This window comes from Nonomuraea coxensis DSM 45129 (assembly GCF_019397265.1).
In the GTDB taxonomy this organism is placed as follows: Bacteria; Actinomycetota; Actinomycetes; order Streptosporangiales; family Streptosporangiaceae; genus Nonomuraea; species Nonomuraea coxensis.
Genome location: NZ_CP068985.1, coordinates 2885767 through 2898116, shown reverse-complemented (window position 1 = coordinate 2898116; position 12350 = coordinate 2885767). Strand labels below are relative to the sequence as shown.

Sequence of the window (12350 nt, the reverse complement as noted above, 5' to 3'; positions counted from 1 at the left end):
TCAGACCCCGTACCGCTTGGCGAACTCCTTGGACACCGCGTCGCGCATCTGGCCCGCGCGCACCGGGTCGTAGTCCACCAGGTCGAGCTCGGCGAGACCCTGTGCGCCGTCGGGCAGGTCCACGTCGCTCCGCACGGGGTAGGAGTGGACGAGGTCGACGATCATCTGGGACGCCTTCTTGCCCTGGAGCCACTGGACGAACGTCGCGCCGCCCTGGGGGTTCGGCGACCCCTGGACGAGCGCGTTGCCGGAGATGACGACGCCGGTGGGCTTGGGGTAGACGAGCTCGATGGGGAACCCGGCCCCGCGCACGTTGAGCAGGTCGTGGGCGAAGGAGACGCCGGCGGCGTACTCGCCGGTGGCGACCAGCTGCGACGGCGCTCCCCCGCTGTCGGTGTACTGGCCGATCAGCTTGTGGAACTCGTCGAGGAACTTCCACGCGCCCGCCTCGTCGCCGTGGCGGAAGATCTGCGTCGCCACGAACGTGTACCCGGTGCCGGACAGCGTCGGGTTCGGCATGACGAGCTGGCCCTTCAGGTCGGGGCGCAGCAGCTCGTCCCACGTCGTCGGGAGCGGGGCTCCGCCGGTCTCCTCCTTCCACCGGTCGGCGTTGACGCCGACGGTCATCAGGATGAGCTCGTTGGCGTGCCAGTAGCCCTCGGGGTCGACGAACCGCTTGTCGATGCCCTCGGCCGTGGGCTTGAACGACCGGATCAGCTTCTCCTTGGCGAGCGGCCCGGCGTCCCCGCTGGCCAGGCCGATCACGTCGGCCGCGGGGCGGCCGGCCTCGGCCTTCAGCCGCGCCAGGAGCTCGCCGGCGCTCTGGCGCAGCACCTCGACCTCGATGCCCGACTCGGCCTTGAACGCCTCGGCCAGCCGCCGGGCGGGTTCCTCGGGCATCGGCGTGTACCAGGTCAGCGTGCCGCCGGACGCGGATGCGGCGTCGTCGCCGCCGGATCCGCAGGCCGACCCGAACATGAGGAGTGCGAGGGAGAGCGCGCCCGCGGCGACTCGTAACAGGGACGTGTGCATGAGTGACCGCCTTCGGATCGATGCGCCCGCAGGAAGGGACGCAAGGTCACGATGCACGAAATGGTGTTATCTGTGATGCGAGGTGTCAATACCTCTTGTAGACCAATTGGCCGGTCGTCATCCCAAGGACGTCGCCTTGTGGGTCACTCCGCGGGGGTGCCCGAGGTCCTCCTCCAGGGTCGACGTGAGGTCCAGCTCCGATGTGATCATGTAGCGGTCGCCGCGGAACAACGTCTGGGTGAACTCGATCGGAACGCCGTCCGACGTGCGGGTCGCGGTCCTGAAGAGGAACGCGGGAGAGTACGGCGGCGCGTCCAGCACGGCCGACTCCTCCTGACTGAGCACCGTCGGCTCGATGGTCTGCGTGCCCGCCGCCACCTTCAGGCCGTAGAGGTCGGAGAGCACCTGGTAGAGGGACTTCTCCTCCAGCTCCTCGGCGGGCAGGCCGGGCACCAGCGCGTCGGGGAGCGTCGTGGTGGCGAGCGCGATCGGGTCGCCGTCGGCCAGCCGCAGCCGGCGAATCGTCACGGTCGTGTCGGACGGCGCGATCTGCAGCCGCCAGCTCATGCGGACGCCCGCGTCGGAGCGCTCCACGCCGACGACGCGGGTCGAGGGCGTGATGCCGCGCCGGCGCAGCCCCATCGAGAACGACGACGCCGTCGGCGACTGGGTGATCGTGGGCCGCGCGACGTAGGTGCCGCTGCCCTGCCTGCGGATGAGATGACCGTCCCTGACCAGGTCGTCGACGGCGCGCCGCACCGTGAGCCGGGAGACGCCGCAGTCCTCTTCGAGCACGCGCTCGGGCGGGATCGGATCTCCCACGTTGAGGTCTTCGAGCAGGCTCATGATCCGCTCGCGGACCATGTTGTGCTTGCGCCCGCGACGAGCGTCCGCGTCGCTCACGTCCACCCCCTCCAACCCCTTCATGGCGGCACCCGCGCTTCTCCCGCATTTTACGCCACGGCCGTGGATTGGTATTGACGACTTGTATACCAACTCATACAGTCACCGAAGAATCATGACCTTCCGGTGAACCAGGGCGGGGCGCGATGACGCCACCGCCACTCCTCCGTCCCACGGCCGGCCGCGACCGTCAGGCCGGGTCCGATCATCGTCGCATCAGGGCCGACGCTTGACCACCCTGCCCCGGCCCGCGCCGTCCCCCGACCGGCCTCATCCCTGAACAGCATCGTTCCGACAAGGGAGCACCGATGGGCAACCACATGGTCAATCGACGTCATCTCTTCGGGCTCGCGGGCGCCGGCGGCGCCGCCCTCACGATCTCCGGCCTGTCACCGACGCCGGCGCACGCCGCCGCCCCGCACCCGCCCGCCGCGTGGCCCACCGAGTTCGTCGAGGTGACGCCCAGCATCGAGGGCGACATCGCCTGGTACGACGTCTCGCACTGGGGCGTCGAGGGCAAGGGCTGGTCCGACACGGCGGCCTCCTACGACCGGCTCCCGGCCAAGGCCGAAGGCGTCGTGACCCCCGAGGTCTGGGTGCGCAGCCGCAACTCCTCGGGGCTCCTGACCCGGTTCGTCACCGACTCGACCATCTTCCGGGCCCGCTACCGGCTCAGCCTGGCCACCGTCGCGATGTACCACATGCCGGCCATCGGCCACAGCGGCGTGGACCTGTACGCGCGCACCCCGGCAGGACACGACGCCTGGCTCGCCAACACGCACCCTGCGGCGCAGAACGTCGACCAGCAGATGGGCATCGCGGTCGACCCGGGAGAGCGCCTCTACACCGCCTACCTGCCGCTGTACAACAGCCCGCAGCGGCTGGAGATCGGCGTCCAGGCCGGCGCCAAGTTCCTCGGGGTCGCACCGCGCACCACCCCGCCCGCCGTCTTCTACGGCAGCTCGATCATGCAGGGCGGCGTGGCGTCCAGGCCCGGCATGTCCATCACCGCGCTCCTGGGCCGCCGCTTCGACGTCCCCACCGTCAACCTGGGCTTCTCCGGCAACGCGCGGATGGAGCCCGAGATCGCCGAGCTGCTCACCGAGCTCGACGCGTCCGTCTACGTGGTCGACAGCTCCCCCAACATGAACCCGCAGCAGATCGCGGAACGCGCCGAACCCTTCGTCCGCATCCTGCGCGCGGCCCGCCCTGACACGCCCATCGTGCTCGTCGAGGACCGCCGGTACGGGGACGGCCAGTTCGTCGAGTTCCGCCGCACCCGCAACGCCCAGAACGCAGCCGCCCTGCGCACGGCCTGCACGAACCTGCGCCGCTCCGGCGTCAGAGGTCTCTCCTACCTCTCGGCCGCCGAGCTCCCCGGGCCTGAGGAACTGGTGGACGGCTCGCACCCGAGCGACCTCGGCATGGCGACGTACGCCGACGCGTACGAGAAGGTCCTGCGCCCGGTCCTGAAGAGACAAGGCCACTGACCGAGCCGGCCCCGCCGGACGTGGTCGCGTCATGGGACCACCGCCTCACGCCGTGCGGCCGGCTGTGGTCGTCGCCTCCTCCGCGATGTAGGCGGCGAAGAGGTCGCTCAGGTCACCGCGAGTCTGTATGTTCAGCTTCCGATAGATCCTGGTGAGGTGCTGTTCGACGGTGCTCCGCGTGATGTAGAGCGCCTCGGCGATCTCACGGTTCGTGTGCCCGCGGGCGGCGAGGACGGCGACTCGCCGTTCGGCGCCGCTCAACGGTGCGGCCTCAGCGTGGTCGTGCTCAGCGGCGAGCCTCCTCATCAAGGGCTTCGCGTTGCATTCGCGGGCCAGCTCCTGCGCCCGGACCCAGTAGGCCCGGGCCTCGTGCTTGCCGCCCTTCAGCTGGAAGTTCCCGGCGACGTCGGAGAGGGCGAGGGCCAGCTGGTAGCGATCCTGGGCGGTCTCGAGCGCGTTCACGGACTCCATCAGCAACTGCCGGCGCTGGCCGGGCTTGCTCAGCTGAGCGAGCAGACGGAGGGCGATCCCGTACGTTCGCAGGTCATCGGGGGCGGTGTCGAGGATCTGGGCCGTGACCAGATCGGCCGCCCTGCGACGCCAGCCCAGCTGCAGACACGCTTGTGCCGCGCCGAGGCGCCAGGGGAAGACGCAGGACAGGCTGCATCCCCATCGCTGGATCGCCTGCCCGCACGCCTGGAAGCCGGCGAAAGCGATGCGAGGCTGATCCGTGGCCAGGTGGTAATGCGCCCTCGCCAGCTCGTAGCCGATCCCGAAGGCGGTCTCCGCCGTCTCCCGGGGCATCGGCACGTCCACGGTCGCCTTCGCGTCGTCGAGGTGGCCCATCGCGGTCTGGGCGTGGAGCAGGGTGCTGAGTGGCGCACCGATCGCGACGCCCCAGCCGCTCGGCTGCAGGATGGTCAGCGCCTCCCGCGCATGCGCCTCGGCCCCCGCGAGGTCGCCCTTGCGCCACGCCGCCTCCGCCTGGACGGCGGAGATGATCGCCTTCCAGGTGGGCGCCTTCGTCACCCTCGGCTCCTTGAGGAGCGTCTCGCAGGAGGTCGCCACGTCCGGCACGCCCCCTAGCAGCAGGGCCATCAGGGCCGAGATGATGCTGTCCATCGCTTCGTCCGTCGGCTCCGCCTGATGCAGGATGCGTCGCGCGTCCTCGATGGTGTGGCCCGTCGAGCCGCGGGCGGAGCGGGGTAATCTGTCGAGAAGTGCCGGGTGGACATGGCACATCCCGATCAAGGACACGTCGGCGTCCCTGTCGGCGACGGCCGGCCGCAGCCGATCGATCAGCTCCCCCGCGTCCGCGAACCGGCCGTACCAGAGGAACTGGCGGAACAGCTCCGCCCCGTGAGAGCCACGTAACGCGCCCGAGCGCGCGGCGTCGAGCAGATCGGGCAGGTGACGTGCCGCCACGGCCGGGTCGACGCGCCACTCCGCCGCGGCGAGCATCACCTTCACGTCCAGCCGGCCGGGTCTTCCCCAGCCGGACGCCAGGGCGAGCCGCAAGCACTTCATGACAGCGACGAAATCACCCTCGCGGAACGCCTGCCGTCCCGCGTCGACGAGGACGTCGTAAGCCCACTCCTCACCCGACCAGCCCGCCTCCAGCAGGTGCGTGGCCACGGCCGGCAAGGGGCCTCCCCGCCGATAGACGATCTCCGCGGCCCGCCGGAGGAGGTCCATCCTGCCGTACGAGGTCATGCGCCCGAGTACGGCCCGGCCCCCCGCCTCATGGCGGAAGCGCCCCCGGGCCAGGAGCCCGGCGCGCGCCAGCATCCCCATCGATCGCATCGCGGCGGAAGGAGCGATGCCCACGAGTTCGCCCACCGCGTCCGGCGTGGCGTGCTCGCCGAGGACGGCCACCGCCTCCGCGACCCGGACGGCCTCCGGCTCGAAGCCGTGAACGCAGGTGGCCACCGCGCTCATGAAGGAGTCGCCGACCGCGAGTCCGGGCGCGCCGGCCTCCTGATCCTCGATCAGCGCCCGGACCAGCAGCGGGCTGCCGCCGCTGAAGCGGTAGAGGTCGTCGGCGATCTGGTCGGCCGTCTCCGCCCCGAGATGCTCGGCGGCGAACCGCCTGACCGCCGGACGGGGCAGGAGCGGCAGTTCGACCAGCTGGACGCCGGGCAGTCGCAGCAAGGTCCCGGCGACGTCGAGGAGCCGGGCCGGCGGCCGGTCCGGGCAGATCGTGACGGCGATCATCATCCTGGTGTTCGCCAGCTGGGGCGCCATGGCCAGGATGGCCTGCAGGGACGGATCATCGGCGAGATCCACGTCGTCGATCGCCAGGAGGACCGGGTTCGCCTCGGCCATCTGGAACAGGGAGTCACAGACCTCCTCGACCGCATCGCCGTCTCTGTGAGCGGTCAGCCGCTCCGCCGCCCCCCGGCCCAGGATCTGGTCGGCGACTCCCCAATCCAGCGACCGCTCCGCCGGCGTGCATCCGGCCCTGACCAGCCGGACCCCCGCCGCGATGGACCGCATGCCCAACTCGTGGAGGACGGCGGTCTTGCCGCCGACCAGAGGCCCCCTGATGACGGCCATTCCACCGCGGCCGGCCGCGGTGGAATCGAGCAACTCCGTCAGACTCTTCAGTTCACGATCTCGCCCGAACAGCACTCGCTCGTCCCCCAAGCGGTTCGTCAACGCAGTTTGCCGTGTGCCTGATCCGGTCCTGTCTCGTTGCTCTCCATATGCCGCCCGGTCAATTCGCCGCGATCATCCGGCGGCCAGATCGGTCGCGCGCCCCTCCAGGCGATCCGCGAACGCCGCCCAGATCTGGGCATGGTCCCTGGCGCATCTAGCGACAACGGCGTCCCAATGCGGCGGAACTCCCCGCAGGATTCTTTCCCATTCCTGCCCGTCGATCGAGTGCAAGGATAACATTCGCAACAGGATTCGCCCGGTTTCGGTCAGACGCAGCGCGGGATCGGCCTTGAGCCGTTCCAGCACGGCCTGGCGGTCCCGGCCCCCGGCGTGGCCGAAGTCCTGTTCCGGCCGGCGCAGTGACTCCGGCTTGGCCCGCAGCCTCCTGCTTCCGTCCGGGATCGGGCTCTCGCCCTGCTCCAGCCGGCCTCTCACATCCCGGACCGTCTCCGGAGAGATGCCGACCTGTTTGGCGACCTGGCGGAGCGAAAGGTCCGGATGGCTGCGGATGATCTCGGCGGCGAGTCTCCTCCCCTCCGAACTGTCGACAGGACGGATGCGCCCGTCCCGCCCGATCCTGGCCTCGTCCCCGTCCTGTCCTCTGCGTTTACGCAGGTCGGCCACCGTGCCGGCGGATATGCCGGTCGCCGAGGCCACCCGCCGATCCGACCATTGCGGATGTGTCCCGATGATCTGGACGGCCGCACGCTTGCGGTCGGCCAGTGAGAGCGGCAGCCCATGCCGCACGTTCGCCTCGACGGCCAGCACGAAGGCGTCGGACTCGGTGCCGTCGATCAGCCTTACCGCGATTTTCGTCTCGCCCCTGACTCGTGCCACTCTCAACCGGTGCAGGCCGTCGATCACCCGCATCGTTGGCCGGTGGACGAGAATGGGCGGAAGCTCCCCTTGTGCCGACAACAGGGTCTCGACATGCTCCGGGTCCTCACCTGAGGTTCGTGGTGAGTACACGGAAGACAGCCGGGACAACTCGATTTCGACGACGGGGAGAGCGACTATGTCAACTCCCGTCGGGTCCACCTAGCCTCCGACTCGATCAGCGTCGTATCGGAGTCGGGGGCGTTCAGAAATCACCCCAGCCGCGTACGTCCTGCGCACTTTCCACGATTTCCCGTCGCGCCTGCGGCGTCCGGTCCTGGGCGAGCACGGACTTTCCGGCGAGAGCCGCACAGGCCCTTCGGCCGGGTCCGCCGTCGAGAGAATGCGACGCATTCTCTGTTCTTCGGCAACTCCACGCGGCACATAAATGGACGCTTTCGCCGCGAATCCGTAGCCGTACACCTCATCGAATTGCGAAACGCTTCCCGTTAGCATTCCGATCACTCCGACTTTCGGTTAGGCATTCCTCCGGAAGGTTAAAGGAGCTCTACACGTCGTACCACCCCCTATCCCGGACATCGACCCCCCTAGTCTCGAGACAAGGACGACTCGAGGACCGGCGGCCCGGTCACGGATCCGGGGAGTATCCCCATGATGGACCGGTACAAAAGCGACCGGTCACCATGCGTGTCAATTCGTGGGTATTCGTCAGCCCTGCCGCCGCGAGCCCGGCGGGGCTCCGGCGGTCTCACGGTTGCGTGCGTGACGCCGGTTCCCGGGCGAGGTGATCCCGGTCAGGAGGCCGGTGGCCGGCCGTGACCCGCCCCGCCCGCGGGCGGCTGTCCTTTAAAAGGACATACGTGAATCCAAAAAGAAGGCCGGCCGTCCCTGACCTGCCGAGTAAGGGAATAGATTGGCGCATCAATGAGTGCTTTTCATCCCGCCTCGCGGCGCTGAAGGACGAGGATCGCTTTGACGAGCTGACCTGCGAGGAGTGGGCAGCACCGGAGTTTGCGCAGAATACGCCAGGTCTTCAGTTGTGCATTGGCCCGTTCTCCCGGTCCGCGGAGCTTGGCGTGAGCGGCGTTGGCGGCCTTCTGGGAGGCGGGCTTGTTGCGGCCCTTGTAGGGCACGCGTACGTGCTCGCCGGCTCCGACGTAGCCCTTGTCGGCGAGGGTGATCAGGTCGGCGGCCTTGAGGCGGCGCAGGATGCCCCAGATCCGGGCGGCTTTGAGGTCGTGGACGGAGCCGGGCAGGGAGCCGGAGGTCCACAAGGGTGTGCCGTCGGGGGTGGCCAGGATTTGGATGTTCATGCCGTGCTTCTTGTGTTTGCCGGAGTAGTAGGGCCGGTCGGCGGCGACGCGGTCGATGGGGATGAGGGTGCCGTCCAGGACCAGGTAGGGGTAGCCGGCCCGCTTGGCCGCGCGTAACACCTGCTCCAGGCGGGGCGAGCGGCGGGCGAGCAGGGCGATGGCCTCATGGATGTAGCGCCAGGCGGTCGCGATGCCGACGCCGAAGCCTGCGGCGACCTCTGCCAGGGTCTCGCCTTTGCGCAGGTGGACGAGGACGAGCAGGGCTTGTTGGCCGGGGTTGAGGCGACGCCAGGGCGAGTTGATCGTCTTGCGGTGCCGGCGCAGGATGCCGGACAGATAGGACAGGGTCTGAGGTGACAACGGCAGCGCGGCGCGGTAGAACAGCAACTCGGAGCCTCTGGTCTAACGGTTGATCTTGGTCGACAACCCTTCTACCAGGGGCTCTTCTACTTGTCGATCAGACCCACTCGCGCAGCATGCCCGCGACCTGCGGCTTCAGGATGGAAAACACTCAATGGCGCCGCCGGGTCACGGAAGTCGCCCGGCGATCCGTCATGCCGAAATGGCGCGGCGCCCAGGCTCCGCCGATGGACACCGCCCGGTGCGCGGGCATAAGAAAGGAGCCGTGACCCTGGAGAAGACGCTCATCGTCGGCACGGGTCTGATCGGCACCTCGGCCGCGCTCGCCCTTCGCGAGAAGGGAGTGGCGGTCTACCTCTCCGACGTCGACGCGCATGCCGTACGGACGGCGCGAGCGCTCGGCGCGGGTCAGGAGTGGACCGGTCAGAGCGTGGACCTGGCGTTGATCGCCGTGCCCCCGCCCATGGTGGGGCAGCAACTGGCCGAGCTGCAGACGCGGCGGGCCGCGCGGGCGTACACCGATGTGACCAGTGTCAAGGTCGGTCCGATCGCCGACGCGGAGCGGCTCGGGTGCGACCTGACCTCCTACGTCCCTGGACACCCGCTCGCCGGCCGGGAGCGGTCCGGCCCGGCCGCCGCCCGCGCCGATCTGTTCCTCGGGCGCCCCTGGGCGCTCTGCCCCCACCCCGAGACCGGCGCGGATGCCGTACGGCTGGCCAGGGAACTGGTCTCGATGTGCGGCGCGGAGGCCGTCACCGTGGGGGCGGGCGAGCACGACATGGCGGTGGCTCTGGTGTCGCACGCCCCGCACGTGGCCGCGTCCGCGGTGGCGGCGCGCCTGAAGGACGGCGACGACGTCGCGCTGGGGCTGGCGGGACAGGGGCTGCGCGATGTGACGCGCATCGCCGCGGGGGATCCCCGGCTGTGGCGGACGATCCTTTCCCGGAACGCCCTGCCGGTGGCCGGGGTGCTGGAGCGGATCGCGGCCGATCTCGCCGCGGCGGCCTCGGCACTGCGGTCCGGCGATCTCGACGACGTGACGGATCTGCTGCGGCGTGGCGTGGACGGCCGCGGCCGGATCCCCGACAAGCACGGCGGCCCGGCGCGCGACTACACGGTGATCCAGGTGGTCCTGCAGGACCGGCCGGGAGAGCTGGCGAGGCTCTTCAACGCGGCGGGTCTCGCGGACGTCAACATCGAGGACGTCCGCCTGGAGCACTCGGCCGGCCTGCCGGTCGGCGTGGTCGAGGTCTCCGTGCGTCCGGAGGACACCGGCCGGCTCGCCAAGGCACTCCGCTTCCACGGCTGGCACGTCCCTCCGGTGCCCGGCGGAAACTCGGGGATCGACGAGGCGTGAGATATGGTGTCAGGGCCGAGATCCCCCGACCGAGACGGCGGCGCGATGCGCGTTCTGGTGGTGGAGGACCAAGTCGACCTGGCCGAGTCGGTGGCGCGGGTGCTGCGTCGCGAAGGCATGGCCGTCGATGTCAGTCACGACGGCGACGACGCCCAAGAGCGCGTCTCCGTGATCGACTACGACGTTGTGGTGCTCGATCGGGATATTCCCGGCGTCCACGGTGACGACCTCTGCGCTCAGATCGCCGCGGACGGTCGCAGGACCCGCCTGCTCATGCTCACCGCTTCCGGGACGACCGCCGACCGGGTGGCGGGCCTGAGCCTGGGCGCCGACGACTATCTGCCGAAGCCGTTCGCCTACGCCGAGCTGGTGGCGCGCATCCGCGCCCTGGGCAGGCGCGCGCATCCTCCCGCGCCGCCGATCCTGGTCCACGGCGATCTGCGGCTCGATCCGGCGCAGCGGGTGGCGATCAGGGGCGGCATGCGGCTGCCGCTGACCACCAAGGAGCTGGCCGTCCTGGAGCACCTGCTGACCGCGCGCGGCCGGGTGGTGTCGGCCGAGGAGCTGCTCGAACGGGTCTGGGACGAGCAGGCCGACCCGTTCACCACGACCGTGAAGGCGACGATCAACCGGCTCCGGTCGAAGCTCGGCCAGCCGCCGATGATCGAGACCGTCCCGCGCGAGGGATATCGCATCTGACCGACGCGGTCACAGGGCGGTCACACGTTCTCTGACGTTCGTGTCACCTCCCGCTCCGTAGAAATGGTGTCACACCACCACTTCGAGGAGCAGCATGAGGAGAAGACGACGGCCGCCCGCCACCCGTGCCGTGGTCGTCCAGGCCGGGAGCGGCAGCGAACCACGCACTCTCCCGCCTCGGGCCCGGGACGGGGTGTACGCCGCGGTCACGCGGCTGCTCGCCGTGCTCCTGCTGCCCGCGGCGTTCTTACGCCGGCCAGGCCGCGCCCGCGAGCTGGCCTGCGGCTGGGCCTTGGGCATGCGATTCCCGGCCGAGGACCTCACCGGGCTCGACGACAGGGCCAGGGCGGCGTTCACCGCGGCGCGGACCGAGGCGCTGTGGCGTCACGGCCAGCTCATCGGTCTCACGTCGGGATACCGCGATCCCGTCGTCCAGCAACGGATGTTCGACGAGGAGGTGCGCCGCTCCGGGTCCGTGGCCTCGGCCCGGATGTTCGTGGCGCCACCGGCGGAATCCAACCACGTCAAGGGCATAGCGCTGGACGTACGCCCCCACGCGGGCGCGCGCTGGCTTGAGGCGCACGGCGCCCGCTACGACCTCTACCGCATCTACGACAACGAGTGGTGGCACTTCGAGTACCACCCCGAGCACGGGGGCACGCCACCACGACGGCTGCCCCACGCCGGCGCGGGCCTGGTGAGCCGGAACGGGGACCAGACCTAGCCTGGGCCGGCCGCGCGCTAGGGCAGCTCGATGCGGCCGCTGAGCTGGTGCCAGTGACGCCCCGCCTTCAGATGCGTGACCACCGCCCTCTCCAGCGCCGAGCGTTGAGGAAGCTCCTCCAGCGGCTGGCCGTTGTAGCGGAAGACGAACTCCAGGATCGCGTCGTCCCCGTCCTCCGGTTCGGAGTCGATGAGCGTCCAGTCGCGTCTGAGCTGCAGGATGTGGGAGTCCTCGGCGAGATACTCGTCCAACTGCGGATCGAGCAGCCACGATGTGCCCGTCGCCACCCGGGCGCCGTGCTCGGGAAAATGCCGATCGAAGAACGGGCGGGCACGGCGCATCGAGTCGTAGTAGATGTCGGGTATCAGCGGTCCGCCCGCTTCGGGGATGTGCATGCCGAGGACGGGCGTGCCGTCCCTCGTGACGACCAGGCTGAATTGGAGACGGCCGAGCCGGTAGACCAAGCCGCGTACGAGGAAGGTGAGCCACCACGGCATGTGGGTGCCGCCCTCGCCGTACTTGCGGCGATGGATCGCGACCGATTCCCCCAGCTGCGTCAGGGTCTCCCAGGTGGTCTCCTCGGGGATGTCCCGTGCCGCGTGGAAGCGGCGCAGCGCCGGGATCGTCGCGAGGAAGACGTACACGTGGAAGTAGCGTGCGGCGGCCCCGGTCTCGTACGGCAGGGCCGGCCCGCCCCGCACCTTCACCTTGACCTCGCCCATGTGACGGACGATCTCGTGGTGGGCGCGTTCGAGCAGCCACCACAGGGCCGGGTCGCGATCCGGGCCGGGGGTGGCCGCCACGATCTCCTCGACGTCGGGATCCGGGACCTCCAGGCGCCGCAGGAGCTCACGCGCCTCGTCGCCGCGCGGCAGCCGTATCGGCTCGGGAGGCGGTCCGAGCTCATCGATCCGGGAGAGCCACGCCCTGGTGTTCTCCCCCAGCCGCAGCTCGCCGCGTACGCTCTCGGAATCCAT

At 69.9% G+C, this 12350-nt stretch carries 10 protein-coding genes; 4 read left to right on the top strand and 6 right to left on the bottom strand.

Features of this window, described 5'->3' with window-relative positions:
- Together Nocox_RS13510 and Nocox_RS13505 are read right to left on the bottom strand one after the other, a co-directional pair.
- Positions 1 to 1032 carry an ABC transporter substrate-binding protein gene (locus tag Nocox_RS13510; protein WP_084685926.1) on the bottom strand — a complete coding sequence of 344 codons (1032 nt, stop codon included), beginning with the start codon at positions 1030 to 1032 and terminating at the stop codon, positions 1 to 3.
- A gap of 117 nt (positions 1033 to 1149) precedes the next feature.
- Positions 1150 to 1959: a GntR family transcriptional regulator gene (locus tag Nocox_RS13505; protein ID WP_063711719.1), complete on the bottom strand. Its 810-nt coding sequence runs from the start codon at positions 1957 to 1959 to the stop codon at positions 1150 to 1152.
- Between the two features lie 284 nt (positions 1960 to 2243).
- On the opposite strand from Nocox_RS13505, the gene Nocox_RS13500 reads away from it, so the two are divergent.
- The gene (locus Nocox_RS13500; protein ID WP_020547055.1) at positions 2244 to 3425 is read left to right on the top strand and encodes an SGNH/GDSL hydrolase family protein; all 1182 of its coding nucleotides are present in this window, start codon (positions 2244 to 2246) and stop codon (positions 3423 to 3425) included.
- A 45-nt stretch (positions 3426 to 3470) separates the two neighbouring features.
- Here Nocox_RS13500 and Nocox_RS13495 read toward each other — a convergent pair whose 3' ends face one another.
- From Nocox_RS13495 to Nocox_RS13485, 3 genes are all read right to left on the bottom strand, one after another.
- The gene (locus Nocox_RS13495; protein ID WP_157383452.1) at positions 3471 to 6014 is read right to left on the bottom strand and encodes a helix-turn-helix transcriptional regulator; all 2544 of its coding nucleotides are present in this window, start codon (positions 6012 to 6014) and stop codon (positions 3471 to 3473) included.
- Positions 6015 to 6155: 141 nt separating this feature from the next.
- Positions 6156 to 7052, bottom strand: a complete 897-nt coding sequence (locus Nocox_RS13490) for a ParB/RepB/Spo0J family partition protein (RefSeq protein ID WP_246649861.1) — start codon at positions 7050 to 7052, stop codon at positions 6156 to 6158.
- Positions 7053 to 7855: 803 nt separating this feature from the next.
- Positions 7856 to 8620 carry a transposase family protein gene (locus Nocox_RS13485; protein ID WP_219495520.1) on the bottom strand — a complete coding sequence of 255 codons (765 nt, stop codon included), beginning with the start codon at positions 8618 to 8620 and terminating at the stop codon, positions 7856 to 7858.
- Positions 8621 to 8858: 238 nt separating this feature from the next.
- Between Nocox_RS13485 and Nocox_RS13480 the strand changes: the two genes are divergently transcribed.
- From Nocox_RS13480 to vanY-N, 3 genes are all read left to right on the top strand, one after another.
- On the top strand, positions 8859 to 9950 hold the full coding sequence (locus Nocox_RS13480) for a prephenate dehydrogenase (RefSeq protein WP_020546523.1): 1092 nt from the start codon (positions 8859 to 8861) through the stop codon (positions 9948 to 9950).
- 45 nt (positions 9951 to 9995) lie between these two features.
- Entirely contained in the window at positions 9996 to 10649 is a 654-nt protein-coding gene (locus tag Nocox_RS13475) for a response regulator transcription factor (protein ID WP_020546522.1), read from the top strand.
- Between the two features lie 94 nt (positions 10650 to 10743).
- Entirely contained in the window at positions 10744 to 11373 is a 630-nt protein-coding gene (gene vanY-N, locus Nocox_RS13470; protein ID WP_084685888.1) for a D,D-peptidase/D,D-carboxypeptidase VanY-N, read from the top strand.
- A gap of 17 nt (positions 11374 to 11390) precedes the next feature.
- Here vanY-N and Nocox_RS13465 read toward each other — a convergent pair whose 3' ends face one another.
- Positions 11391 to 12350, bottom strand: a complete 960-nt coding sequence (locus tag Nocox_RS13465) for an acyltransferase domain-containing protein (RefSeq protein WP_033410873.1) — start codon at positions 12348 to 12350, stop codon at positions 11391 to 11393.